The 26,424-nt window shown below is 62.2% G+C and carries 21 protein-coding genes; 11 read left to right on the top strand and 10 right to left on the bottom strand.

All coding sequences use genetic code 11. The annotated features are described in order from the left end of the window. Window positions 1-33: 33 nt before the first annotated feature. Window positions 34-477 carry a universal stress protein gene (locus B3397_RS03845; RefSeq protein ID WP_296247446.1) on the bottom strand — a complete coding sequence of 148 codons (444 nt, stop codon included), beginning with the start codon at window positions 475-477 and terminating at the stop codon, window positions 34-36. Between the two features lie 109 nt (window positions 478-586). Between B3397_RS03845 and B3397_RS03840 the strand changes: the two genes are divergently transcribed. The 7 genes from B3397_RS03840 (at window position 587) to B3397_RS03810 (ending at window position 8,871) form a co-directional block, all read left to right on the top strand. Further along, the gene (locus tag B3397_RS03840; RefSeq protein ID WP_296247445.1) at window positions 587-1,024 is read left to right on the top strand and encodes a hypothetical protein; all 438 of its coding nucleotides are present in this window, start codon (window positions 587-589) and stop codon (window positions 1,022-1,024) included. Window positions 1,025-1,543: 519 nt separating this feature from the next. Further along, window positions 1,544-3,721, top strand: a complete 2,178-nt coding sequence (fadB, locus tag B3397_RS03835; protein ID WP_296247443.1) for a fatty acid oxidation complex subunit alpha FadB — start codon at window positions 1,544-1,546, stop codon at window positions 3,719-3,721. A 3-nt stretch (window positions 3,722-3,724) separates the two neighbouring features. Next, window positions 3,725-4,900, top strand: a complete 1,176-nt coding sequence (fadA, locus tag B3397_RS03830) for an acetyl-CoA C-acyltransferase FadA (protein ID WP_296247441.1) — start codon at window positions 3,725-3,727, stop codon at window positions 4,898-4,900. 78 nt (window positions 4,901-4,978) lie between these two features. After that, entirely contained in the window at window positions 4,979-5,230 is a 252-nt protein-coding gene (locus B3397_RS03825) for a DUF1653 domain-containing protein (protein WP_296247439.1), read from the top strand. Between the two features lie 98 nt (window positions 5,231-5,328). Further along, on the top strand, window positions 5,329-7,941 hold the full coding sequence (topA, locus tag B3397_RS03820) for a type I DNA topoisomerase (RefSeq protein WP_296247437.1): 2,613 nt from the start codon (window positions 5,329-5,331) through the stop codon (window positions 7,939-7,941). Window positions 7,942-8,065: 124 nt separating this feature from the next. Next, window positions 8,066-8,587 (top strand): DUF6586 family protein, encoded by a 522-nt coding sequence (locus tag B3397_RS03815; protein WP_296247435.1) that lies wholly within the window; start codon window positions 8,066-8,068, stop codon window positions 8,585-8,587. A gap of 50 nt (window positions 8,588-8,637) precedes the next feature. Further along, the gene (locus tag B3397_RS03810) at window positions 8,638-8,871 is read left to right on the top strand and encodes a hypothetical protein (RefSeq protein ID WP_296247433.1); all 234 of its coding nucleotides are present in this window, start codon (window positions 8,638-8,640) and stop codon (window positions 8,869-8,871) included. A gap of 76 nt (window positions 8,872-8,947) precedes the next feature. Here the strand turns inward: B3397_RS03810 and sulA are convergent, their stop codons facing one another. Together sulA and lexA are read right to left on the bottom strand one after the other, a co-directional pair. Next, entirely contained in the window at window positions 8,948-9,424 is a 477-nt protein-coding gene (gene sulA, locus B3397_RS03805) for an SOS-induced cell division inhibitor SulA (protein ID WP_296247432.1), read from the bottom strand. Between the two features lie 9 nt (window positions 9,425-9,433). Continuing rightward, complete coding sequence (gene lexA, locus B3397_RS03800) at window positions 9,434-10,042, bottom strand: transcriptional repressor LexA (protein ID WP_296247429.1); 609 nt, start codon at window positions 10,040-10,042, stop codon at window positions 9,434-9,436. 230 nt (window positions 10,043-10,272) lie between these two features. Between lexA and B3397_RS03795 the strand changes: the two genes are divergently transcribed. Continuing rightward, window positions 10,273-10,980 carry a TetR/AcrR family transcriptional regulator gene (locus B3397_RS03795; protein WP_296247428.1) on the top strand — a complete coding sequence of 236 codons (708 nt, stop codon included), beginning with the start codon at window positions 10,273-10,275 and terminating at the stop codon, window positions 10,978-10,980. Window positions 10,981-11,133: 153 nt separating this feature from the next. Then, complete coding sequence (gene nagZ, locus B3397_RS03790; RefSeq protein ID WP_296247641.1) at window positions 11,134-12,132, top strand: beta-N-acetylhexosaminidase; 999 nt, start codon at window positions 11,134-11,136, stop codon at window positions 12,130-12,132. Between the two features lies 1 nt (window position 12,133). Here nagZ and B3397_RS03785 read toward each other — a convergent pair whose 3' ends face one another. Then, entirely contained in the window at window positions 12,134-13,081 is a 948-nt protein-coding gene (locus B3397_RS03785; RefSeq protein ID WP_296247426.1) for a D-2-hydroxyacid dehydrogenase family protein, read from the bottom strand. A gap of 23 nt (window positions 13,082-13,104) precedes the next feature. Next, window positions 13,105-14,121, bottom strand: a complete 1,017-nt coding sequence (locus tag B3397_RS03780) for an alpha/beta fold hydrolase (protein WP_296247425.1) — start codon at window positions 14,119-14,121, stop codon at window positions 13,105-13,107. A gap of 202 nt (window positions 14,122-14,323) precedes the next feature. Here B3397_RS03780 and B3397_RS03775 point away from each other — a divergent pair, with 202 nt between their 5' ends. Beyond that, window positions 14,324-15,097 carry an enoyl-CoA hydratase gene (locus B3397_RS03775; RefSeq protein WP_296247424.1) on the top strand — a complete coding sequence of 258 codons (774 nt, stop codon included), beginning with the start codon at window positions 14,324-14,326 and terminating at the stop codon, window positions 15,095-15,097. 319 nt (window positions 15,098-15,416) lie between these two features. Here the strand turns inward: B3397_RS03775 and B3397_RS03770 are convergent, their stop codons facing one another. The 3 genes from B3397_RS03770 to B3397_RS03760 form a co-directional block, all read right to left on the bottom strand. Beyond that, window positions 15,417-16,568 carry an acyl-CoA dehydrogenase family protein gene (locus B3397_RS03770; RefSeq protein ID WP_296247423.1) on the bottom strand — a complete coding sequence of 384 codons (1,152 nt, stop codon included), beginning with the start codon at window positions 16,566-16,568 and terminating at the stop codon, window positions 15,417-15,419. Between the two features lie 14 nt (window positions 16,569-16,582). Beyond that, on the bottom strand, window positions 16,583-17,674 hold the full coding sequence (locus B3397_RS03765; protein ID WP_296247422.1) for an enoyl-CoA hydratase/isomerase family protein: 1,092 nt from the start codon (window positions 17,672-17,674) through the stop codon (window positions 16,583-16,585). Window positions 17,675-17,932: 258 nt separating this feature from the next. After that, the gene (locus tag B3397_RS03760) at window positions 17,933-19,204 is read right to left on the bottom strand and encodes a nitrate regulatory protein (protein ID WP_296247420.1); all 1,272 of its coding nucleotides are present in this window, start codon (window positions 19,202-19,204) and stop codon (window positions 17,933-17,935) included. 222 nt (window positions 19,205-19,426) lie between these two features. Here B3397_RS03760 and B3397_RS03755 point away from each other — a divergent pair, with 222 nt between their 5' ends. Beyond that, window positions 19,427-20,353 (top strand): Gfo/Idh/MocA family protein, encoded by a 927-nt coding sequence (locus B3397_RS03755; RefSeq protein WP_296247418.1) that lies wholly within the window; start codon window positions 19,427-19,429, stop codon window positions 20,351-20,353. A 152-nt stretch (window positions 20,354-20,505) separates the two neighbouring features. Here B3397_RS03755 and B3397_RS03750 read toward each other — a convergent pair whose 3' ends face one another. Continuing rightward, the gene (locus tag B3397_RS03750; protein WP_296247416.1) at window positions 20,506-22,830 is read right to left on the bottom strand and encodes a DEAD/DEAH box helicase; all 2,325 of its coding nucleotides are present in this window, start codon (window positions 22,828-22,830) and stop codon (window positions 20,506-20,508) included. 1 nt (window position 22,831) lies between these two features. Then, complete coding sequence (gene mfd, locus B3397_RS03745) at window positions 22,832-26,281, bottom strand: transcription-repair coupling factor (RefSeq protein ID WP_296247415.1); 3,450 nt, start codon at window positions 26,279-26,281, stop codon at window positions 22,832-22,834. Window positions 26,282-26,424 lie beyond the last annotated feature (143 nt).

Raw genomic sequence — 26,424 nt, 5'->3', positions numbered from 1 at the left:
TCGACGTATGCCCTCAGGGAGAGGGCTGCGATCTCACTCCTTGGCCTTGACCAACCGCACCGCCAATACGTCGCAAGGCGCGCCATGCAGCACGTCGTTGGCGGTCGAACCCAGCAGCAACGCCAGCCCGTGGCGGCCGTGGCTACCGACAACCACCAGATCGCACTCCGACTTCTTCGCCAGGTTGTGAATCTCCTGGCGCGGCTGGCCGTAGGTCAGGTGGCAATCACCAACCACCAGGTCCGGGTACTTGAGCTTCAGCGTTTCCAGGCGCTCCTTGGCCTGATCGAACTGCTGTTGTTGCAGTTGCGAGAGGTCCATTGGCACGTCGCCACCGAATGCCATGGCCATGGGTTCGACAATATGCACCAGAGACAGCTTGGCGCCATTGCTCACCGCCAGCTCTCTGGCCCGCTTGATGACCGGGTCACACTCTTCGGTGAGGTCGACGGCGACCAGAATGTGTTGGTAGGGCATGAGAAGCACTCCTGACGATTGCGATAGCTTGAGTATGGACTGTTTCAAGCGGCCGAGTCATGAACAAGCGTAACCGGCTCATTTAAAACGTTTTGTGGGTGCACTCTTTATGACGATCTTGATAGTGGTGTCAATCCTTGCGGTGATTCTCAGCCCCATGGTATGGCTGCGGCCGTCGCGCAGCCAGAGCGGGCGCATGGCCATGCGCATGGAGGCCCGTCGCATTGGCCTGGCCATGCAACTGGTCCCGCAGGAATGGCCCCATTGGCTGCCGCTCGAGCCACCCAATCCCTGTGCCCAGTATCATCGGCCACGGCGTGCGGGCCAGGCGCCGTGCTGGTGTTACTGGCAGACCGAGCCAGGCGTTTGGCTCAATCAATGGCGCGAGGTGTGTACCGATGCACCCCTGCTCAAGCATCTCGCCACGCTGCCTGCCAACGTCTACAAGATTGAAGCCGGTCCGCAGCTCATAGCCCTGTATTGGGGCGAAAAGGGCGATGAAAAGGTGCTTCAAGATATTGCAGCAGTGCTCAGAGCACTCGCCTGATATAAATGGCGGGCATTAAAAAGCCCGATAGGAAGCGTCGGGCTGGGGTTGGCCAGGCAGGCCGGTAATTTTGTGGGCACAGTTGGTGCGCAACGGCGTTGCGTGTGCCAGGTTGTTGCGCGCTGACTATAACCTCACGCCATCGAAAAATCCTCCTGAAATTAAATTTATCTTCTTGCCGAGCTTGTGCCTGAGGCTGTCTTGGCCCTGCGGCAGGCTGTCGCATGAACGTCCGCCGGGGCGATGTGTCGTATTCAGACATTGCCATTCAATAAATGACCGAAAGGTCGCGTTTTCGCGGGGTTTCGCGGCATTTGACAATTTCCGGGAATTCCGTGAAGGTACACACACCCAAATCAAACGGGCGTATGAATCGAGCGTTTTTCCTTGGCGTTCGCACAATCCCGACCAGCACGCTGACGGGTACGCCTGGCTACGGAGAGCGGCGGCTATGTACCGCCCCCTTTCAGCCAGCGTCCGCGGTGTACGGTCCAGCTTCCATCTCTTGGAGATCAGTTGATGATTTACGAAGGTAAAGCCATCACGGTTAAGGCTCTTGAAAGCGGTATCGTCGAACTGCGCTTCGACCTCAAGGGTGAGTCCGTCAACAAGTTCAACCGTCTTACCCTCAATGAACTGCGCCAGGCTGTCGACGCGATCAAGGCCGATGCCTCGATCAAGGGTGTGATCGTCAGCAGCGGCAAGGACGTCTTCATTGTCGGGGCCGATATCACCGAGTTCGTTGAAAACTTCAAGCTGCCCGAAGCCGAACTGGTCGCCGGCAATCTGGAAGCCAACCGTATCTTCAGCGACTTCGAAGACCTGGGCGTGCCGACCGTTGCTGCCATCAACGGCATCGCGCTGGGCGGTGGCCTGGAAATGTGTCTGGCTGCCGATTACCGCGTCATGTCCAGCGCCGCCAAGATCGGCCTGCCGGAAGTGAAGCTGGGCATCTACCCGGGTTTCGGCGGTACGGTACGTCTGCCGCGGATCATCGGTGCCGACAACGCCATCGAGTGGATTGCCTCCGGCAAGGAAAACGCTGCGGACGACGCGCTCAAAGTCGGCGCAGTCGATGCCGTGGTGGCTCCCGAGAAGCTGTTGGATGCTGCGCTGGATCTGGTCAAGCGTGCAGTGGCCGGTGAGTTCGATCACGTCGCCAAGCGCCAGCCCAAGCTGGAAAAGCTCAAGCTCAACGCCATCGAGCAGATGATGGCCTTCGAAACCGCCAAGGGCTTTGTCGCGGGTCAGGCTGGGCCTAACTACCCGGCACCGGTCGAAGCCATCAAAACCATTCAGAAAGCTGCCAATTTCGGCCGGGACAAGGCCCTCGAGGTCGAGGCTGCCGGTTTCGCCAAGATGGCCAAGACTTCGGCTGCGCAGAGCCTGATCGGCTTGTTCCTCAACGATCAGGAGCTCAAGCGCAAGGCCAAGGCCTACGACGAAGTAGCGCGCGATGTCAGCCAGGCGGCGGTATTGGGTGCTGGCATCATGGGCGGTGGCATCGCTTACCAGTCGGCGGTCAAAGGCACGCCGATCCTGATGAAGGACATCAACGAGAAGGGCATCGAGCAGGGCCTGGCCGAAGCGTCCAAGCTGCTGGGCAATCGCGTCGAAAAAGGTCGCCTGACTCCGGCCAAGATGGCCGAGGCACTCAATGCCATTCGCCCGACGTTGTCCTATGGCGATTTCGGCCATGTCGACATCGTCGTCGAAGCCGTGGTCGAAAACCCCAAGGTCAAGCAAGCCGTGCTGGCCGAGGTCGAAAGCCAGGTCAAGGACGACGCGATCCTGGCCTCCAACACGTCGACCATCTCCATCAGCCTGCTGGCCAAGGCCCTCAAGCGCCCGGAGAATTTCGTGGGCATGCACTTCTTCAATCCCGTGCACATGATGCCGCTGGTGGAGGTGATCCGTGGCGAGAAGTCCAGCGAAGTGGCGGTAGCAACCACCGTGGCCTACGCCAAGAAAATGGGCAAGAACCCCATCGTGGTCAACGATTGCCCGGGCTTTCTGGTCAATCGTGTGCTGTTTCCGTACTTTGGCGGCTTCGCCCGCCTGGTCAGCGCCGGGGTAGACTTCGTGCGCATCGACAAGGTCATGGAGAAGTTTGGCTGGCCCATGGGCCCTGCCTACCTGATGGACGTGGTCGGTATCGACACCGGCCATCATGGTCGCGACGTCATGGCCGAAGGCTTCCCCGATCGCATGAAGGATGACCGCCGTTCGGCCATCGACGCGCTGTACGACGCCAACCGCCTGGGTCAGAAGAACGGCAAGGGCTTCTACGCCTACGAAATGGACAAGCGCGGCAAGCCGAAGAAAGTTGCCGATCCAGCGGCTCTGGACGTACTCAAGCCCGTCATCTATGAACAGCGCGAAGTCAGCGACGAAGACATCATCAACTGGATGATGATCCCACTGTGCCTGGAGACCGTCCGTTGTCTGGAAGACGGCATCGTCGAAACGCCGGCCGAGGCCGACATGGGCCTGGTATATGGCATTGGTTTCCCTCCGTTCCGCGGCGGCGCGCTGCGCTATATCGATTCCATCGGTGTGGCTGAATTCGTTGCCTTGGCCGACCGCTACGCCGAGTTGGGGGCGCTGTACCACCCCACCGACAAGCTGCGCGAGATGGCCAGCAAAGGCCAGACCTTTTTCGGTCAAGCCGCCAACGTACAGAACAAGGGTGAATGACCTATGAGCTTGAATCCTAGAGACGTGGTGATCGTCGACTTCGGGCGCACACCGATGGGCCGCTCCAAAGGCGGCATGCACCGTAACACCCGCGCCGAAGACATGTCGGCGCACCTGATCAGCAAATTGCTGGAGCGCAATGCCAAGGTCGATCCGGCAGAAGTCGAGGATGTGATCTGGGGCTGTGTCAACCAGACCCTGGAGCAGGGCTGGAACATCGCCCGCATGGCGTCGCTGATGACCCAGATTCCACATACCGCGGCAGGCCAGACGGTCAGCCGTCTGTGCGGCTCGTCCATGAGCGCATTGCACACCGCGGCCCAGGCAATCATGACCGGGAATGGTGACGTCTTCGTCGTTGGCGGGGTCGAGCACATGGGCCATGTCGGCATGATGCACGGTGTAGATCCCAACCCGCACATGTCGCTGTACGCTGCCAAGGCATCGGGGATGATGGGCCTAACGGCCGAGATGCTCGGCAAGATGCATGGCATCAGCCGCGAACAGCAGGACGCCTTCGGCCTGCGCTCCCATCAGCTCGCACACAAGGCGACGGTGGAAGGCAAGTTCAAGGACGAGATCATCCCCATGCAGGGCTGCGACGAGAACGGCTTCATCAAGGTCTTCGACTACGATGAAACCATTCGTCCCGACACCACCCTGGAAAGCCTGGCGGCACTCAAGCCGGCTTTCAATCCAAAGGGTGGCACGGTCACGGCCGGCACTTCGTCGCAGATCACTGACGGTGCCTCCTGCATGATCGTGATGTCGGCCCAGCGCGCCCAGGACCTGGGGATTCAGCCGTTGGCCGTCATTCGCTCGATGGCAGTGGCCGGTGTGGACCCGGCGATCATGGGCTATGGCCCGGTTCCGGCAACTCAGAAAGCTCTCAAGCGGGCGGGGCTGTCGATCGCCGACATCGACTTCATCGAGCTCAACGAAGCCTTTGCCGCACAGGCGCTGCCGGTGCTCAAAGATCTGAAAGTGCTCGACAAGATGAACGAGAAGGTTAACCTGCACGGCGGCGCTATCGCGTTGGGCCATCCTTTTGGATGCTCGGGTGCGCGGATTTCCGGTACCTTGCTCAACGTCATGAAGCAGAATGGCGGGACTTTCGGCGTGTCGACCATGTGTGTCGGCCTGGGCCAGGGCATCACTACGGTGTTCGAGCGAGTCTGAGCCGGGTGTGGTAAAAGAGCCGGGGCCCAGTGCCCCGGTTTTGTTTTTTTCGGATTTTTTTTTCAAGCGAGGCGCAGCATGCAATTACAGCCAGGGCTTTATCGTCACTACAAAGGCCCCGAGTACCGTGTATACGGTGTTGCGCGCCATTCCGAGAGCGAAGAGGAAGTGGTCTTCTACCAGGCCCTCTACGGCGAATTCGGGCTGTGGGTAAGGCCTCTGAGCATGTTTTTGGAGTCGGTCGAGGTTGACGGCGAGCGCGTGCCGCGCTTTGCTTTGGTGCGAGCCGAAGCGAGCCTGTTTCCCTTGGCTACCTCGCCGACCGCTTGAGCCTCGGCGCTTGACCTCACGTTCTCGCCACTATATATAGCGGGGCCTCGCAAGGCACCGCACGCCTTTCATTCAAGAATTCAGGAATCTTCCGATCCATGGGCAAATCGCTGGTCATTGTGGAATCCCCGGCTAAGGCCAAGACCATCAACAAGTATCTGGGCGACCAGTACGTGGTGAAGTCGAGTATCGGCCATATCCGAGACCTGCCCACCAGCGGTTCGGCTAGCGCCAGCAAAGAGCCTGCCGCCAAGCGTGGCAAGGCGGCGGCTGCCGAAGGGCCGGTCCTGACGCCCAAGGAGAAGGCGCGCAAGCAACTGGTCGCGCGGATGGGCGTCGACCCAGAGCACGGCTGGAAGGCCAAGTACGAGATCCTTCCCGGCAAGGAAAAGGTCATCGACGAACTGCGTCGTCTGGCCAAGGATGCCGACACCATCTATCTCGCGACGGACTTGGACCGCGAAGGGGAAGCCATTGCCTGGCACCTGCGCGAGGCCATCGGTGGTGACGACACCCGTTACAAGCGTGTGGTGTTCAACGAGATTACCAAGAAAGCCATTCAGGAAGCCTTCTCCCAGCCAGGCGAGTTGGACATCGATCGCGTCAATGCCCAGCAGGCCCGTCGTTTTCTCGACCGGGTAGTGGGCTACATGGTCTCGCCGCTGCTGTGGCAGAAGATTGCCCGCGGTTTGTCCGCTGGCCGTGTGCAGTCGGTGGCCGTCAAGCTGGTAGTGGAACGCGAACGCGAGATCCGCGCCTTCATACCGGAAGAATACTGGGAAGTGCACGCCGACCTGGGCACCGCCAAGGACGCCAAGGTGCGCTTCGAAGTGGCCCGCGAGAAGGGCGAGGCCTTCAAGCCGCTCAATGAGGCGCACGCCATGGGTGCGCTGGCCAAGCTCAAGGATGCCAGCTACAGCATCGTCAAGCGCGAGGACAAGCCGACCAGCAGCAAGGCGTCGGCACCGTTCATTACCTCGACGTTGCAGCAGGCCGCCAGTAATCGTCTGGGCTACGGCGTGAAGAAAACCATGATGATGGCCCAGCGTCTGTACGAAGCCGGCTACATCACTTACATGCGTACCGACTCGACCAACCTGTCGACCGACGCCGTGGACATGGCGCGTGCCTACATCGAAAAAGAGTTCGGCAAGAAGTACCTGCCCGAAGCGCCTGTGGTCTATGGCAGCAAGGAGGGCGCTCAGGAGGCGCACGAAGCGATTCGTCCTTCTGACGTCAATACCCATCCGAGCAAGCTCAGCGGCATGGAGCGTGATGCCGAGCGCCTGTACGAGCTGATCTGGCGTCAGTTCCTGGCCTGCCAGATGCCACCGGCTCAATACCTGTCGACTACGGTCACCGTGGCGGCTGGCGACTTCGAATTGCGCGCCAAGGGCCGCATTCTGAAGTTCGACGGCTATACCCGAGTATTGCCACAGATGAGCAAGCCGGGCGATGACGATGTACTGCCCGAGATGAACCAGGGCGAAGTGCTCAAGTTGATCAAGCTCGATCCTACCCAGCACTTCACCAAGCCGCCGGCCCGCTACTCCGAAGCCAGCCTGGTCAAGGAAATGGAAAAGCGCGGCATTGGTCGCCCATCGACCTATGCCGCCATCATTTCCACCATCCAGGACCGTGGCTATGTGGCGTTGCACAACCGCCGCTTCTATTCCGAGAAGATGGGCGATATCGTCACCGAGCGTTTGTCCGAGAGCTTCTCCAACCTGATGGACTACGGCTTCACCGCCGGGATGGAAGAGAACCTCGATGACGTGGCGCACGGCGAGCGCGACTGGAAAAACGTGCTCGACGAGTTCTACGGTGACTTCAAGACCAAGCTTGACGTGGCCGGTGCAGCCGACAGTGGCATGCGCGCCAACCAGCCAACGCTGACCAATATCGCCTGCCGTGAATGCGGCCGTCCGATGATGATCCGTACCGCCTCCACTGGCGTGTTTCTCGGTTGCTCGGGTTATGCGCTGCCGCCCAAGGAGCGCTGCAAGGCCACCATCAACCTGATCCCCGGCGACGAAATTGCTGCCGACGATGAGGGTGAATCGGAGTCGCAGATCCTGCGGACCAAGCACCGTTGCCCGATCTGCGCCACGGCCATGGACGCCTACCTGCTGGATGAGAAGCGCAAGCTGCACATCTGCGGTAACAATCCCGACTGCCCGGGCTATGAGATCGAAGAAGGCAATTATCGCATCAAGGGTTATGAAGGCCCGAGCCTGGAGTGCGACAAGTGCGGCAGCGAGATGCAGCTCAAGACCGGCCGTTTCGGCAAGTTCTTCGGTTGCACCAACCCGGAGTGCAAGAACACCCGCAAGCTGCTCAAGAGCGGTGAGGCGGCGCCGCCCAAGATGGACGCGGTGAAGATGCCCGAGCTCAAGTGCGAGAAGGTCAATGACACCTACGTGCTGCGCGACGGTGCCTCGGGGTTGTTCCTGGCCGCCAGCCAGTTCCCGAAGAACCGCGAGACACGTGCACCGCTGGTGTTGGAAATCATCCCGCACAAGGATGAGATCGATCCCAAGTACAGTTTCCTGTTCGATGCGCCGATCAAGGACCCGGATGGCCGCCCGACCGTTATCCGCTACAGCCGCAAGACCAAGGAGCAGTACGTGCAGAGCGAAGTGGAAGGCAAGCCTACGGGCTGGAAAGCCTTCTTCGACGGCAAGTCATGGAAGGTCGAAGACAAGCGCTGATCGCTTGAACGAAACAGGCCGCGCTCACCCGAAAGGGGGGCGCGGCCTTTTCATTTGCGGCTTGCGCTATTGGCGCAGGTTCTCGACACTGTGTGTGTTCTGCGTCATCACAGAGGCTGCCATCATGGCTCACGAGCTGTACACCCGCACCAACCAAAAGATCTACTTCGCCGGGCTCGCCCTGGAAGCCATGGACAAAGCCGCTCGCGGCACCGCCATGAACGCCCAGGCCTTGCAGCAGGCGGAGCGTGAGGCGGCAGTGTTTCACCTGTACGGCGCCTTGCTGGGCCTGTGCCATGAGATCGCCGGTTTCTATCGCCTGCCGCAGGCCAACGCCGCCACGGCCGAGTCGATGCTCACACCGGCCTCCCTGGAAGGCAATGCCATTCCGGAGCTGGCAGAACTGGTGGAGCTGGCCCAGCACTCGCAAACGTGGTTGGCGCAATTGCTGGCGGCTTATGCGGCGCTTTTCGCACCGCCCAGAGCTCCGGCCAAGCCCAAGGGTGACGTTACCCAGCCGTTGATTCAGGCTGTGAACCTGGATGCCCAGCCGCCCGCGGAGCTGGAGCGTGAGGAGCTGGAGAGCTGGCGCCAGCAACTCAAAGTCCTGGCGATCCGCTTTCGCGAAGGCCTCAGTGAGTGCTGATTTGATTAAGCACTGCTACAATACCGGCCTTTCGTGGAGAACATGTCCTTATGTCAACGTCCTTTCTTGAGATTGTCGAACTGCCGGATGGCCGTATCGAATTGCGTCGCGCAGAGGACGAAGGTTCGCTGGTGACCCTGAATTTTTCCGAAGATGCCAAGGCCTTCCTGCAAGGGCAGCACGTTGAAGTTGCCAAGGCCATGCTCAGCGTCGGCGTGCAGATGGCGGGCAAGCTGGTGGAAGGCGAAATCGATAACGAAGACGGTCCACGGGTTCTGCATTGAGCCCGCGGTGTGGGGCGCACACCCCAGCCAGGGCTGATCGGCTGATCCCTGTGCCGACCGCATCCATTTCAAGGATTTAGCCCAATCTGATGTTCAGGCTTTGCGCGTCGCCAATCCTGGCGGCGGCGATCAGCTGTTGCCGCCCGGCGCTGTTCAGGGGGTTGAGCCAGCTTACCACCGTGTGGCTACGGCCCAGGCGCAACGCCTCGCATGCCAACTGCTGCGCACTCTGGCTGCCGCGTGGTTGCAGCAAGAGGATGCGCTCTCGATTGAGCCCCGCATCGCGAAGCCAGGCCTGGGTCAGGCTCGAGGGCGGGGCGATCAATGTCAGCCAGCGCGCATTGCGCTCTTCGCTGAGCTCTCGCAACATGGGGGCCAGCAGGTTCAGGCAGTTCCCGGCGGCGCCACGCAAGGACACTTCACTGAACACTTCCGGGTCCGTCGCCGTCCAGGGTGACTCTGCTGCTTCCTTGAACAGTGGCTGCATGGGTTTGGCCATGAACGCTTCGAACAAAGACATTTGAGCGTGTTGTGGTGCTTGGGGGAACTGCATGACGCCTCCTTACCGGCGAACGACGCCGACACTCAAGCCTTCAATGACCAGTTCCTGGTCCTTGAGGTTGACTTCAATAGGTGCGAAATCGGGGTTTTCCGCCAGCAGCAGGACTTTATTGCCTTCGCGGTGGAAACGCTTGACGGTGACCTCGTCGCCGATCCGTGCGACCACGATCTGGCCATTGCGCACTTCCCGGCACGTATGCACGGCGAGCAGGTCGCCATCCATGATGCCAACGTCCTTCATGCTCATGCCGTGCACGCGCAGGAGGTAATCAGCCTTGGGGTGAAAGAATGCAGGGTTGATGTTGCACGACTCTTCGATGTGCTGCTGGGCCAGGATCGGCGCACCGGCCGCGACACGGCCGATGATCGGCAGTGTCGACTCGTCGGTCTTGCTGTCCAGGCCCGGAATGCGGATGCCACGGGAGGCTCCCGGGGTCATTTCAATAGCACCCTTGCGCGCCAGTGCCTTGAGGTGTTCCTCGGCCGCATTGGGCGATTTGAAGCCCAGTTCCTGGGCGATTTCCGCGCGGGTAGGCGGAAAGCCGTTGTCTTCAAGGCAGCGCTTGATGAAGGCCAGAATCTCGGCTTGGCGTGGCGTCAGTTTTAGCATGTCTCTCGCTCTGTCTTTTTATACAGTGACTGGGATTATATACAGTGGAACTGCCTTGGCAATACCGTTTTCTCCCCGCCTTGGCCCCGGTTGTCGGTCAACTGCAGATAACGTTTTGAATTTGTATGCTTTAATACGTGACCGCCCGGCCATAAAGAGGCCGCACAGGCTTGACAATCCACAAGGGTGAAACGTATGTTTCAAACAAGTGTTTGTCAGGCGGAGTTGCCATGGCCCAGTCGGAAACCGTTGAACGCATCCTCGATGCCGCCGAACAGCTGTTCGCGGAAAAAGGCTTCGCCGAAACCTCGTTGCGGCTGATCACCAGCAAGGCCGGCGTCAACCTGGCCGCAGTCAACTACCACTTCGGTTCCAAGAAGGCGCTCATTCAAGCGGTGTTTTCCCGTTTTCTCGGGCCTTTCTGCCAGAGTCTGGATCGCGAACTCGAACGTCGCCAGTCCGCGGGCGCTGCCAAGGCTAGCCTTGAAGAGCTTCTTGAAATCCTCGTTGAGCAGGCGCTGGTGGTGCAGCCGCGCAGTGGCAACGACCTGTCCATCTTCATGCGCCTGCTGGGGCTGGCCTTCAGCCAGAGCCAAGGCCACCTGCGACGCTACCTCGAGGACATGTACGGCAAGGTGTTCCGCCGCTACATGCTGCTGGTCAACGACGCCGCCCCGCGCATTCCCCCTATAGAACTGTTCTGGCGCGTGCACTTCATGCTCGGCGCTGCGGCGTTCAGCATGTCGGGTATCAAGGCCCTCCGCGCCATCGCCGAAACCGACTTCGGTGTAGATACCTCGATCGAACAGGTGATGCGCCTGATGGTACCTTTCCTGGCCGCCGGCATGCGCGCCGACACGGGCGTGACGGATGCTGCCATGGCGAGCGCGCAACTGCGGCCGCGCAGCAAGTCCAGTGCATCAGCAGCCAAGGTTTGATTGGGATCGGCCACGCCTTGGGTTAACCTTGCCGACCGGGACCGTCGCTAACGTGCCCATCACGGCTTTCACTTCCCTTCATCACGCTGATCGGTTCGCCCGGCGAAGTCGGTCGGCTGTCGTTTCGAACAAGGACATACCATGACTGCACCCCTGCAAGGCTCTTTGATGGTGGACATCGCCGGTACCTGGCTGACCGCCGAAGACCGGCAGTTGCTGCGTCAGCCAGAAGTAGCGGGGTTGATCCTCTTTGCGCGCAACATCGAGAACCCGCGTCAGGTGCGCGAACTGGCGACGTCGATCCGCGCAGTGCGCCCTGACCTGATCCTGGCTGTCGATCAGGAGGGAGGACGCGTTCAGCGACTGCGTCACGGCTTTGTCAGGCTGCCGGCCATGCGCGCGCTGGCCGATAATCCCGATGCACTGACCCTGGCCGAGCAATGCGGCTGGTTGATGGCGACCGAGGTGCTGGCGGTAGGCCTGGACCTGAGTTTTGCACCCGTGCTGGACCTGGACCACCAGCGCAGCGCGGTGGTCGGTACGCGTGCCTTCGAAGGCGACCCTGAACGGGCCAGTGCGCTGGCCGGCGCCTTCATCCGTGGCATGAACGCGGCGGGCATGGCGGCTTGCGGCAAGCATTTCCCAGGTCATGGCTGGGCCGAAGCGGATTCCCACGTGGCCATCCCGGTCGATGAGCGCAGCCTGGAACAACTGCTTGCCCAGGACCTGGTGCCCTTCGCCCGGCTCAGCGGCCAGCTGGCAGCGGTCATGCCGGCCCACGTGATTTACCCACAGGTCGACGACCGCCCGGCAGGCTTTTCCCGCAAGTGGCTGCAGGAGATCCTGCGTGGTGAGCTGAAATTCGAAGGCATCATCTTCAGCGACGACCTGTCCATGGCTGGCGCTCATGTAGTGGGCGATGCCGCCCACCGGATCGAGGCGGCGCTGAGTGCTGGCTGTGACATGGGCCTGGTGTGCAACGACCGGGCGAGTGCCGAGCTTGCCCTCAGTGCCGTCCAGCGTCTGGGGGTGAAGCCTTCACCGCGGCTGGCCGGTATGCGCGGCCGCAGCTACGCCAACCTTGAGTATCGCCAGGCGCCGCGCTGGCAGCAGGCGATCCAGGCGCTGCGCCAGGCGCAACTGATCGACTGAGTCAGACCAGAAGGCGGATGGGCGCGCCGCCGTGCCAGGCAACGATGTCTTCGATCATCTGGCTGAAGAACATCCGGTAGTTATTGGCACTGACATAGCCGATATGGGGTGTGGCCAGCACGTTGGGCAACTCGCGAAACGGATGGTCCGGTGGCAGCGGTTCTTCGCTGAAAACATCGAACGCCGCGCCGGCCAACCGTCTTTGCTGTAACGCCTCGATCAACGCGGATTCGTCGACGATAGGGCCGCGCGAGGTGTTCACCAGCAGCGCGGTGGGCTTCATCCAGGCCAATGCCTGGGCGTCCACCAGACCACGGCTGCGTTCGCCCAGCACCAGATGCACGCTGAGGATATCGGCCTGCTCGAACAGCTGCTGCTTGTCGACCCGTTCTACCCCCACCTGGCGGGCCCGCTCTTCAGTCAGGTTTTCGCTCCAGGCGATCACACGCATGCCGAAGGCCTGACCGAACCGGGCGACCTTCTCGCCGATGCTGCCCAGACCCAGCAGCGCCAGGGTCTGGCCGTGCAAATCGCCTCCCAGGCCGACCTGCCAACCTCCCTCGCGCAGGGAATTGGCTTCGGTCAGCAGATTGCGGCTCAGCGCCATCAGCAAGGCCCAGGTCAGTTCCGGTGCGGCGTGCTTGTAACTTTCGGTCCCCGCTACGTCGATGCCCAGGGCCTTTGCCGCCACTCCATCGATGGCGGCATTGCGCATGCCGCCAGTGACCAGCAGCTTGAGTTCAGGCAGTTGGCTGAGCAGTGCCTGATCGAAGGTGGTGCGCTCGCGCATCACGCAGATCACCTGATACGGCGCCAGACGCTGGGCCAGTGTGGCCGTGTCGGCCGGATAGTCATGAAGGAATTCCAGCTCGCCAAGGGCCCGCAAGGGTGCCCAGTCGACTACCGTTTCGGCAACGGCCTGCCAGTCGTCGATCACTGCAATACGCATGGTCCAGCTCCCGGGGTAAACGTTCAGGGGGTTTTGATCGGGTTGTTCAACCAGTCCAGCAGGGCCTTATGAAAGCGTGCCGGCTCTTCCATCTGTGGCGCATGGCCCAGGCCGGCAAATTCCACCAGGGTGCTGCCCGGGATCATCTGGCTGGCCTGTTTGCCCAGCACCGAGTACTGGCCGAGCTTTGCCTTGACCTCGGGCGCGGCGATATCGCTGCCGATTGCCGTGGTATCGGCATCGCCGATGAGCAACAGCGTAGGCACCTTGAGTTCCTTGAACTCGTAGACCACTGGTTGAGTGAAGATCATGTCGTAGATCAACGCCGAGTTCCACGCCACCAGATTGTGGCCCGGCCCGTTGTTGAGCCCGGCAAGCATGTCGACCCAGCGATCGAATTCCGGCTTCCAGCGGCCAGCGTAGTAGGTGCTTTGTTCGTACTTGCGGATACCCTCGGCGGTGACCTTGGTCTCGCGCTCCAGCCACTGGTCCACGGTGCGATAAGGAACGCCCTTGGCTTTCCAGTCTTCCAGGCCGATGGGGTTGACCATGGCCAGCCGCTCGGTGTCTTCAGGGAACATCAGGGCGTAACGGGTGGCAAGCATGCCGCCGGTGGAGTGGCCCAGGATGACGGCTTCCTTGACACCGATCTTGGTCAGCAACTCGTGGGTGTTTGTGGCCAGTTGCTGGAAGGTGTATTGATAGTTCTCTGGCTTGCTGGAGGTGCAGAAGCCGATCTGGTCCGGCGCCACTACACGAAACCCTGCGTCGCTCAGCGCCTTGATCGACGTCTCCCAGGTGGCCCCGCAAAAGTTCTTGCCATGCATCAGCACCACGGTGCGGCCGTTGGGCTTGCCATTGGCAGCGACGTCCATGTAGCCCATCTGCAAGCGCTTGCCTTGGGATTCGAACGCGTAGTGCTGCAAGGTGTAGGGGTACTCGAAGCCTTGCAGCTCCGGGCCGTAGCTGGGCTTGGTCTCGGCTGCCAGCAACGGCGTGGCGAACAGGCTGGCGAGCAGCAAGGTGGTCAAGCGTGGCATCGATGCCTCCAGGTCTGGGTGTAAGGGACAGGGCAATGACCCCATGGTCGAGGCCCGGGTTCCACCCTATCATTTCACGGTGGTGATTGGCGCCTGCGCGGCTTGCCGCGCCGGGCTGCAGACATACAATGAAAAACATTCGCCTAGGCTGGTGACGGCATCCACGTCCAAAGCCTTTCGCTCTTGCCCTGGAGATTCTGCAATGCCTTTCGAGACCCTGATACTGGAAACCCGCGAGCGTGTCGGCCTGATCACGCTGAACCGCCCTCAGGCCCTGAATGCCTTGAATGCCCGCCTGATCGACGAACTGAACCAGGCTCTGGATTCCCTGGAGGCGGACCGCAATATTGGCTGCATCGTGCTGACCGGTTCAGCCAAGGCTTTTGCCGCCGGTGCCGACATCAAGGAAATGGCGGAGCTGCGCTACCCTCAGATCTACCTCGATGATCTGTTCTGTGAAAGCGACCGGGTCGCCAATCGGCGCAAACCGCTGATTGCGGCGGTCTCCGGGTTTGCCTTGGGCGGGGGCTGTGAGCTGGCGTTGATGTGCGATTTCATTCTGGCCGCGGACAACGCCAAATTCGGTCAGCCGGAGATCAAGCTCGGGGTATTGCCAGGCATGGGCGGCACTCAGCGACTGACCCACGCGGTGGGTAAGGCCAAGGCCATGGAACTGTGCCTTACCGGCCGCTTGATGGATGCCGAAGAAGCCGAGCGGGCAGGGCTGGTGGCGCGCATCGTGCCCCAGGCGCAGTTGCTGGAAGAGGCGATGAATGTGGCTGCGCAGATCGCTGCGAAGTCCTTGCCGATTGCGATGATGGTCAAGGAAAGCGTGAACCGCGCGTTTGAAGTAAGCCTGGCCGAAGGAGTCAGGTTCGAACGCCGGGTGTTTCACGCGGCGTTTGCCAGCGAGGATCAGAAGGAGGGGATGGCGGCGTTCATTGCCAAGCGCGAGCCGGTGTTCAAGGGGCGGTAGGTTGGGTGACTGGGGGAGCGGCGGTGGATGGTCCCCTCACCCCAGCCCTCTCCCTGAGGGAAAGGGGGCTAAAAGCGGATCGCGGTGTTGCGGATGCAGGTGTTTAGCTCCCGCTCCCCTAATCTTCTCCTTGGGAGAGAGGGGGCTAAAAGCGGATCGCGGTGTTGCGGATGCAGGTGTTTAGCTCCCTCTCCCCCAATCTTCTCCTTGGGAGAGAGGGGGCTAAAAGCGGATCGCGGTGTTGCGGATATAGGTGTTTAGCTCCCTCTCCCCCAGGGAGAGGGCTGGGGTGAGGGGACCATCCACCACAAATCCCCAACTAAACCAGATAATTCCTCAACTCCCTCGCAATCAACATACGCTGAATCTCGCTCGACCCCTCGTAGATCTGGGTGATTCGGGCATCCCGGTAGTATTTCTCCACTGGATAATCCTCCAGATACCCGTATCCGCCATGAATCTGCACGGCGCTGGAGCACACTCTCTCCGCCATCTCCGAAGCAAACAGCTTGGCCTGGGATGCCTCTGACAGACAGGGCAATCCTGCACTGCGCAAGCGGGCCGCGTGCAGCACCAGCAAGCGTGCGGCGTTGATCTGCACCTGCATGTCGGCCAACAGGTTGGCGATGCTCTGGTGTTCAAGAATCGGCTTGCCGAACTGTACCCGCTCGCGGGCATAGCCCAGTGCTGCTTCGAAAGCCGCTCGGGCGATGCCGAGGGCTTGCGCGGCAATGCCGATACGGCCGCCTTCGAGGTTGGACAGGGCGATAGCCAGGCCCTTGCCGCGCTCACCCAGCAGATTGGCTGCCGGCACGCGGCAGCGGCTCAACGTGATGGCGCAGGTATCCGATGCACGAATGCCCAGCTTGTGTTCGCTGCGATCGACCGTGAAGCCTGGCGTATCGGTGGGCACCAGGAAAGCCGACAGTCCTTTCTTGCCCTGCTCCGGATCGGTCACGGCAAACACGATGGCCAGCTTCGCTCGGCGCCCATTGGTGACGAACTGCTTGGCACCATCGATCACCCAGTGCTCGCCATCCAATACGGCGCGGGTGCGAAGGTTGTGCGCCTCGGAACCGGCGTGAGGTTCGGTCAGACAAAAGCAGCCGATGGTCTGGCCGCTCGCCAGTCCAGGCAACCAGGCCTGTTGCTGGGCATCGGAGCCGTACTTGAGCAACGGGCCGCAACCGACCGAGTTGTGCACGCTCATGAGTGCACCCACCGCACCGTCGGCCGCGGAGATCTCTTCTACCGCCAGGGCATAGGCGACGTAATCGGTATAGCTGCCGCCCCATTGCTCGGGCACCACCATGCCCAGCAAGCCAAGTTCTCCGAGTTTGGCCACCAGGCCGTCATCGATCCATGCCGCCTGCTCCCAGGCACGGGCGTGGGGGGCGATCTCGGCGCGGGCAAAATCTCGCGCCATGTCGCGAATCATGATCTGTTCTTCAGTCAGTTCCAGGTCTTGCATGGCAGGCTCCAGGCTTAAAGGCCTTCGAAAAATCGCTCGACACGGGCAGGCTCGAGCAGCTCCAGCGTGGGTGGGTTCCAACGCGGTTTCTTGTCTTTATCGATCAGCAGGGCGCGTACGCCCTCAATCAGGTCGCCGTGTTCGAACCACTGCTGGTCCAGGTGCAGTTCCATGGCGAAGCACTCGTCCAGGCTCATGTGGCGACCACGGCGCAGCAACTCCAGGGTCACGGACATGGCCAGGGGCGAACGAGTCTGCATCAGATGGGCAGTGTTCTCGGCCCATTGGTGGCTGTCGGCGACGGTGACTGCCTGCAATTGCTCGATCATGCTGGCGATGTCCGGCAAGCCGAAAAAATGGTCGATGGCCGGACGCAGGCGATTCAAAGGGGCGCCCGGCAAGGTCTGGACGCCCAGCTTGGCCAGCACGCCCTGCAGATCCTTGAGTGGGCTGCTGCTCCATTCCAGTTTGTCCAGGCGCTCATCCAGCGTCGCGAGGCACTCGCTCTCCAGGAACCAGTCGGCCAGGCCACAGTACAGCGCATCGGCGGCTTCGATCTGCACGCCGGTGACGCCCAGGTAAGTACCGATCTCACCGGGCACGCGGCTCAGGAAGTAGCTGGCGCCGACATCGGGAAAATAGCCGATACCCACTTCCGGCATCGCCAGCCGGGTGCGCTCGGTGACCAGGCGTAACTCGGCGCCTTGAGCCAGGCCCATGCCGCCCCCCAGGGTGTAGCCGTCCATCACTGCCAGCACCGGTTTGCGGTAGTGGTGCAGGCACTGGTCGAGGGCATATTCCTCGGCGAAGAACTGTTCATGTACCGTGTCGCCGGCCTTGAAGCTGTCGTACAGGCTGCGAATATCACCCCCGGCACAGAACCCGCGCTCGCCAGCGCCGCGCAGCACCACCGCCTGTATATGGTTGTCGAGCGCCCAGGCGTCCAGATACCCGCGAATGCCACGCACCATGTCCAGGGTCAACGCGTTGAGCCCGGCGGGGCGATTGAGGGTCAGGTGGCCGATACGATTGCGGACTTCGCCCAGCACATGGGTATCGAGGTCGAGAGCGGGGCGCTGGAGAAAGGGGAAGACTTGAGCTGTCATCGCTGATTCCCTGCCTTGTTCTTGATTTTCCAGTGATTAATGAGCGGACCAGGCGATCGTGACAGGCAATTTTGCCGGTATCAATGGAGATTAATGCAGGCCGGCACTGCAAATTTGCGCGGTGGTCGTCTTGGCCAGAGAACGGTAGACAGGGAGAGGGGGGCTTGGTTCGCGGTGCACGCCAGGGGCGCATGTGGGTGCAGCGGTGCGCAGTAATGGGGCGCTCGGGGCAGGTTGTGGGTGTGGGTGAATGGCAACTCAACCCTTACCGGCCACCGCCAACATGCTCTGCGCCATGTCCACCATACGCAACCCACGGGACATCGCCGATTGGCGCAAGCGGCCGTGGGCATCATTCTCGCTCAAGCCGAACTCCTTCATCAGCAGCTGCTTGGCGCGCTCCACCAGCTTGCGTTCGTTGAGTGCCTGACGGGCCTCGTCCAGTTGCAGATTGGCATCCTGCAGACGGTGGGTCTGGGCTTGCAAGAGGTCCAGCAGAGAGCGGCCCATCTGCGGCCCGTGGCCGTCCGGTGCCGGGCTGTCGAGGTCGGTCGCCTGCACGCTGAACAGACGCGCATCGCCACATCCCATGGTTTCCAGGCTGGCCAGGCGTTGCAGCAATACGCGATGGTTATCCAGGTCGGCATGCGCGTGCTTGATGCTCTGGCGGCAGGTGCTGAGCAACTGCTCCGCCAGGTGCTGCTCCACAGCCTGCATGGCATCGATCCGCTGGCTGTAGAGCTCGAACCACAGTTGCGACAGGCCAGGGTCTACCGGATGGCTGGCCGAGGTGCGCAGGGCCACTTCGCGAAGGCGGGCCACTTGGGTGGTTTCGGTGCTGGCTTGCAGCGTACGCCAGAGGGTCAGGGCCTGCGGGTCGGCAAAGTCGCTGAAGGTCTGGAAACAACGCTCCTGGCTCTGGGCCAGGTGCAGGATACGCTCGTGCAGATTGGCATCGAAGAAACCGGCCGAGAAACCTGCCACGCCCGTAGCGCGCTCCTGCCCGGCGAGTTCCTTGCCTTGCATGAAGTTGAACAGCGCCACCAGTACCCGGGTGATGCTGGGGTCGATGGCGGTGTCTGCCGCCTCGAACACCACCGCCAGCAGCCCGCCGATCAAGCGGGTGAGGGCGGCCGTGGCATCCAGCGGGCTGAGCACGCGCTCGCGGATTCGTCGGCGCAGGCCCGGCAGCTCGCCGAAGCCGTGCAACACATAGGCAATGCGGTTGAACAGGCGGGCACGGTCGGCAGCACTGGAGGCTTCCAGGTCCATGCTTAACAGGCGCTGCTGGACGTCCTCGGCCAGCGCGCTGGCCTGCTCGGTGTGCAGGTCGAGCTGGGCGCGGTGGTCTTCGTGCTGGCTGCCCAGGTAGATATTGGAATAGCCGCGTTCGCGCTGCAGGGCATGCACCAGTTGGCTGATCAGGGTGACCAGCTCACAGGTCGCGGCCAGACCTTCAAGCCCGTCGAGTTCGCTGCGTCGGGCAGCGAGCATGAAACGCAGGGTTGGCGGCATGAGGCGGTCGGACATGGCGGGGCTCTTGGCAGGCAACGGTCGATGGGGTGAGGCATGCAATTGTTGGTCCTGTGCGGATTGGATGGGGCCAGGAGGATCGATTTCGGGAATGGACGCTGCGCCTGCAGGAGGCGTGCGTAGAGCTGTAGGCGCGCCGTGTAGCTGCCATCCACCAGGGTGCCAGTTGAACCGATTGCTGCTATAAGCCCTGAGCCCAACAATAAAAAAGGAGTCGCCATGCAGCCCATTCGTCTCGGTCTGGTGGGGTACGGCAAGATCGCCCAGGACCAGCATGTGCCTGCCATACGCAACAACCCCGCATTCGACCTGTGTGCCGTCGCCACTTTAGGCGAGCCGTGCCCGGGCGTGGACACCTATGCAAGCCTGAGCGAGCTGCTCGCCAAGCGCCCCGAGGTGCAGGCCGTAGCGTTCTGCACGCCGCCTCAAGGGCGCTACGCCCAGGTGCGCGAAGCCTTGCTGGCTGGCAAGCATGTGCTGGTCGAGAAGCCGCCGTGTGCCACCTTGGGCGAGGCCATGGCGCTGGTCGAACTGGCCCGCAGCCAAGGGGTTACCTGCCTGTTTGCGTGGCACTCGCGGTACGCCGCCGGGGTCGACGGCGCCAAAGCCTGGCTGGAAGGCAAGTCCCTGACCAGCGTGGCCATTGCCTGGAAGGAGGATGTACGCAAATGGCATCCGGGGCAGCAATGGATCTGGCAACCCGGTGGGCTGGGGGTGTTCGACCCTGGTATCAATGCGTTGTCGATCCTGAGCTACCTGATGCCCGAACCGCTGTTCGTCAGCACCGCGCATTTGCGGGTGCCCAGCAACCGTCAGGCGCCCATTGCAGCCAGCCTGCGCCTGACCGATTGCAACGGGTTGCAGGTCGATGCCGAATTCGATTGGGATCATGGTCGGGATGAATTGTGGCAGATCGAGGTCCACTGCGAAGAGGGCAGTGCCCGCCTGAGCCATGGCGGGGCGCGGCTTTGGCTGGATGGCGTGGAGCAGGGGGTGACGGACCTGGGTGAATACGCGCGGGTGTATGGGCATTTTGCGCAACTGGTGGGGAGTGGGGGCAGCGATACCGATGTGCAGCCGTTGCGGTGGGTGGCGGATGGGTTTTTCGTGGGGAGCCGGGAGGGGGTTGCCGAGTTTATTGATTGAGTGGGTTTGGTTGGGATTTGCGGTGAATGGTCCCCTCACGCCCTCCCACAGATATCAGTGATCTGCTTTTCGCTCCCTCTCCCTCAGGGAGAGGGCTGGGGTGAGGGGGCCATTCACCGCAGATCCCGCCCCATCACCCCCGCCCACAACATTCACTTCCTGCGCCCCTTGCCCCCCGGCAAGGGCGCAAACAGTGCGTCGATGTCTTCACCCTGCAGCCGCCAGTCGCCTGCCTGCCGCCCTTCCAGCACGCCGGCCGCCAGTGCTGATTTCTCCAGCTGCAAATGCTGAATCTTTTCCTCCACCGTGCCCCGGGTGATCAGTTTGTACACGAACACCGGCTTTTCCTGACCGATGCGATAGGCGCGGTCGGTAGCCTGGTGCTCGGCGGCAGGGTTCCACCAGGGGTCGTAATGGATCACCGTGTCGGCGGCCGTCAGGTTCAGGCCCACGCCACCGGCCTTCAGGCTGATCAGGAAGATCTGCAAGCGGCCTTCCTGGAAATCTTTCACCGGCGTGCGTCGGTTGCGCGTCGCCCCCGTGAGCAGTGCGTACTCGATGCCACGCTGTTGCAACTCCTGCTCGATCAGCCCGAGCATCGAGGTGAACTGCGAGAACAGCAAAATGCGCCGACCTTCGGCAATCAGCTCGTCGAGCATCTCCATCAGGCTGTTCAACTTGCCCGAGCTGCCACCTCGTGCAGGCGGGGCCACACTGTTGACCAGGCGCAGGTCGCAACACACCTGGCGCAGTTTCAGCAGGGCCTCGAGAATGATGATCTGGCTGCGGGCCACGCCCTTGCGATTGATCTCGGCGCGTACTTTCTGGTCCATGGCCAGGCGCACGGTTTCATAGACATCGCGCTGGGCATCGTTGAGGTCGACCCAGTGCACGATCTCGGTCTTGGCCGGCAACTCGGTGGCGACCTGCTCCTTGGTGCGGCGCAGCAGAAAAGGCTTGATGCGCCCGTTCAGGTGCAGCAGGCGGGCCTCGTTGCCATGTTTTTCGATAGGCACCCGATACTCCTGGCTGAAGCGCTTGCTGTCGCCCAGCCAGCCCGGAAGCAGGAAATGGAACAGCGACCAGAGTTCTCCCAGATGGTTTTCCAGCGGCGTGCCGCTCAGGCACAGGCGTTGTCGCGCGTTGAGCTGGCGGGCGGCCTGGGCAGCCTTGCTGCCGGGCGTCTTGATGTACTGCGCTTCGTCGAGTATCAGCACGTGCAACGGCAGCTTTTCCAGGTGCTCGATGTCCTTGGGCAGCAGCGCGTAGGTGGTCAGCAGCAGGTCGTACTCGTGCAGCAGCGGGAAGTATTTCTTGCGGCCGGCGCCTTGTAGCGCCAGCACCTTCAGATCGGGGGCGAAACGTGCCGCTTCGTCTTGCCAGTTGGGGATCAGGCTGGTCGGCATCACCACCATGGCCGGCCGATCCAGGCGCCCGGCCTGCTTTTCGCTCAGCAGGTGCGCCAGGGTCTGCAGGGTTTTCCCCAGGCCCATGTCATCAGCGAGGATGCCGCCCACCTCCAGCTGACGCAAGGCCTGCATCCAGCTCAGACCTTCGATCTGATAGGGCCGCAAGGTGGCGCGCAGGCCCGTGGGCACGACGGCTGGAGTTTGGCGGATGTCGCGCAGGCGCTCGGCGAACTGGCGCACCCGCTCGCCGCCTTCCCAGTTCAATGGCAGCGCCTGCAGGGCGTTGAGGCGAGTGGCATCCGGCCTCGACAGGCGCAGGGTGGTTTCCCCGGGCTCGCGCAGATAGAAATCGCCCAGTGTCGCCAGCACGGGCTTGAGCCGACCGTAGGGCAGGGCGACCTGCATCAGGCGCTGCTTGCCATGATGCAGGCCATGGATCGGCACCAGAAGTTGCTCGTCGTCCCGTCGTCGGGCCAGCTGGGCGGGGTTGAGCCATTCCGGATGGCTGCGCAGCAGGTTGAGCAGAATGGGCAGCAGGCTCAGGCGTTCGCCGTTGACCACGATGCCCAGCTCCAGATCGAACCAGTCGCGATCCGGACTTTCGTCGACCACCGCGTACCACGCCTCGACGGGCGTCAGGTCGAAAGCAAAGTCCTCGGCGTATTCGATTTCCCAGCCTTCGTCACGCAGCCCCGGCAGCTCATTGAGGATGAAGCGCAGCCAGGCCCCATCACTGGGCAGCTCGAAGATGTCACCGGCGCTTTCGGGTAGCGCCTTGCTCTGGCGCGTCGCGAGCTTGAAGCCCAGGCCCTGAAGCTTGTCGCGCAGCGCCTTCTCCAAAGCCGGCTGGCGCTGGATACGAAAGGTCTCGTTGTCGCGCTGCTGCAGCAGGACAGCGCTGCGGGCGCTGCTGACGTACTCGCCCGCGTAGCCATAGGCAAGTGCCGCGCGGTGCTGCACGTAACGCTGCATCTTGCCGTTGCGCGGCTCGAAGGCGCTGAACTCGACACTGCCCAGCCACAGCCGGGGTCGTGGCTGCAGGTCGTCGATCAGGCGTTCGCCGCGCATATCAACCGGCTTTTGGCGTCAGGCGCTCGAACAGCGCTTCAATGGTGTTGAAGCGCTCCTCGGCACGTTCCATCGGCACCATGAACTTGAACAAGGTCGCTCCTTCGAATTTGTAGCGCTTGGGCTGGCTCTGGATCAGCTTGATCAGGGTCAACGGGTCGACCGGGGTATCGGCAGCGAATTCGATGCGGCCGCCCTGGGGGCCACCGTCGACCTTCTTGATCCCCAGTTGCTCGGCTTGCAGCTTGAGCAGGGTCAGGCGCACCAGGTTCTTGGAGGGCTCGGGGAGCAGACCGAAGCGATCGATCATTTCCACTTGCAGGTCCTTGAGCCCCTCTTCGTCAGCGGCCGAAGCGATGCGCTTGTACAGGATCAGACGGGCGTGCACGTCGGGCAGGTAGTCCTCGGGGATCAACGCCGGCACGCGCAGGTTGATCTCGGGGCCACCCCCCAGAGGCTGGTCGAGGTTGGGCTGTTCGCCCTTGCGGATGGACTTCACCGCGCGCTCGAGCATTTCCATGTACAGGGTGAAGCCGACGGCTTGAATCTGTCCGCTTTGGCCTTCACCGAGCAGTTCACCGGCACCGCGGATCTCCAGGTCGTTGGTGGCCAGCACGAAGCCGGCGCCCAGGTCCTGGGTATTGGCGATGGCTTCCAGGCGCTTCTCGGCGTCCGGGGTGATCTGCTGGCGCGGCGGCGTCAACAGGTAGGCGTAGGCCTGGTGGTGGCTGCGCCCGACGCGGCCGCGCAACTGGTGCAATTGGGCCAGGCCGAACTTGTCGGCGCGTTCGATGATGATGGTGTTGGCGCTGGGTACGTCGATGCCGGTCTCGATGATGGTCGAGGCAATCAGCACGTTGAAGCGCTTGTGATAGAAGTCGCTCATCACCTGTTCCAGCTCGCGTTCGCGCATCTGCCCGTGGCCGATGCCGATACGCGCCTCGGGCACCAGTTCGGCGAGGTCGGCGGCACATTTCTCGATGGTCTTCACGTCATTGTGCAGGTAGTACACCTGACCACCGCGCAGCAGTTCGCGCAGCAAGGCTTCCTTGACCGTGCTCTTGTTCTGCTCCATGACGAAGGTACGCACCGACAGGCGCCGCGCGGGCGGCGTGGCGATGATCGACAGGTCGCGCATGCCGGCCACGGCCATGTTCAGGGTGCGCGGGATCGGCGTGGCGGTGAGGGTCAGGATGTCCACCTCGCTGCGCAGCGCCTTGAGCGCTTCCTTCTGACGCACGCCGAAACGGTGTTCTTCGTCGATGATCACCAGGCCCAGGTTCTTGATCTTGACGTCGTCCTGCAACAGCTTGTGGGTGCCGATGACGATGTCGATCTTGCCTTCGGCCAGTTGCTCCACCGCGGCACTGACTTCCTTGGCCGATTTGAAGCGGCTCATCACCTCCACGGTCACCGGCCAGTCGGCAAAGCGGTCGCGGAAACTGTTGTAGTGTTGCTGGGCGAGCAGGGTGGTAGGGACCAGGATCGCGACCTGGCGCCCGCCATGCACGGCGATGAATGCCGCCCGCATGGCCACCTCGGTCTTGCCGAAGCCGACGTCGCCGCACACCAGGCGGTCCATGGGCTTGGGCGCGAGCATGTCTTCGCGCACCGCTTCGATGGCGGTTTGCTGGTCGGGGGTTTCCTCGAACGGGAAGCCGGCACTGAAGGTGGCGTAATCCAGGGTTGGGTCGGCGAAGGCATAGCCCTCGCGAGCGGCGCGGCGGGCATAGATGTCGAGCAATTCGGCGGCGACATCGCGCACCTGCTCGGCGGCCTTGCGCTTGGCCTTCTGCCAGGCCTCGGAACCCAACCGGTGCAGCGGTGCCAGGGCGTCATCGCTGCCGGTGTAGCGCGCGATCAGGTGCAGGTTGGCCACCGGCACATAGAGCTTGGCGTTCTCGGCGTATTCCAGCGTGAGGAATTCGGCCGTCTGGTTGTCGATCTCCAGGGTGGCCAGGCCCAGGTAGCGGCCGACACCGTGGTCGATATGCACCACCGGCGCGCCTTCGCGCAGCTCGGTGAGGTTCTTGATGACGTTGTCGTTGCTGGCGTCGGCGCGCTTGTCGCGGCGCCGGCGCTGCATCACACGCTGACCGAACAGCGGGCTTTCGGCAATCAGCGCCAGCGCCGGGTCGAGCAGTTGCAAGCCCTCGTCCAGAGGCGCGATGGTGATCGCCAGGCGCTCCTTGCCCTTGGCGAAATCATGCCAGCCATCGACGGTCTTGGGCCGCAGCTTGAGGCGTTCGAGCAGCTCCAGCAGCACTTCACGGCGCCCGGCGGATTCGGCGGTGAACAGCACGCGTCCGGGGAAGTCGTCGAGAAAGCCGGAAAGAGCGGCCAGCGGTTGGCTGGCTTTGGCCTCGATTGCCAGATCCGGCAGTTTCGCGGCGGCGAAGCGCTCGCGGCCAGGGCCCGATTCCAGGTCGTCCTGGCTGACAACGATACGCGGCCAGGTTTTGAGCTGGGCAAAGCAGTCTTCCACCGGCATGAACAGCTCGGCGGGCGGCAGCAATGGCCGCGATGGATCGATCCGGCGTTCCTCGTAGCGGTTGCGCACGTCGCTCCAGAAGTGCTCGGCGGCCTGCTCGATGCCCGGCAGCGAAAACACCTGCGTGTCCTGGGGCAGGTAATCGAACAGGGTCGAGGTCTCTTCGAAGAACAGCGGCAGGTAGTACTCGATGCCGGCGGGGGTGATGCCGCTGCTCAGGTCCTGAAAGATCGGGCAGCGTCGGAAGTCGACGTCGAAGCGCTCGCGGAAGCGTGCCTTGAAGCGGGTGATGGCTTCTTTCTGCAGCGGAAACTCGCGGGCCGGCAACAGGCGGATCGAGTCGACCTTGTCGATGGAGCGCTGGTTCTCGGGATCGAAGGTGCGCAGGGTTTCGATTTCGTCATCGAACAGGTCGATGCGATAGGGCAGCTTGCTGCCCATGGGAAACAGGTCGATCAATGCGCCGCGCACGGTGAATTCGCCATGTTCGTAGACCGTGTCGACATAGCGGTAGCCGCTGGCTTCCAGGCGACTGCGCATCTGCTCCACATCGAGCCGCTGACCGACGTCCAGTACCAGGCTGCTGCCGAGCAGGAACCTGGTCGGTGCCAGGCGATGTAGGGCCGTGGTGATGGGCACTACCAAAACACCGTGATCGAGCTCCGGCAGGCGATACAGGCTGGCGATGCGCTGGGAGATGATGTCCTGATGCGGCGAGAACAGGTCGTAGGGCAGGGTTTCCCAGTCGGGAAAGTGCAGTACGGGCAGTTCGGGCGCAAAGAAGCGCAGTTCCTGCTCCAGACGGTCGGCGCTCTGGCTGTCGGCGGTCAGCAGCAGGGTGAAGCGCTTGGCGGCGCTGGCCGCCTCGGCAATCGCCAGGCTCAGGGCAGCCCCGGGCAAGTTGCCCCAGGCGTGTTTGCCTGCCGAAGCAGGGAGTTGCGGAAGGCGCAGAACAGGCACGGGAGGTTCAGCTCCAAGCGTTGCGGCGGGAAAACGAGGATTGTACCGGGGTGGGGGTGGGCTGTCAGGTTCTGTTGCGGGGTGGGTGGCTGGCGTGGGGTGATGGGGTTGGCATTTGGGGTGATTTGGGGTGAATGGTCCCC

It is taken from the genome of Pseudomonas sp. UBA4194 (assembly GCF_002379585.1).
In the GTDB taxonomy this organism is placed as follows: domain Bacteria; phylum Pseudomonadota; class Gammaproteobacteria; order Pseudomonadales; family Pseudomonadaceae; genus Aquipseudomonas.
Note: the sequence above shows the minus strand (reverse complement) of the source record. Positions and strands in the feature narration are given on the sequence as shown.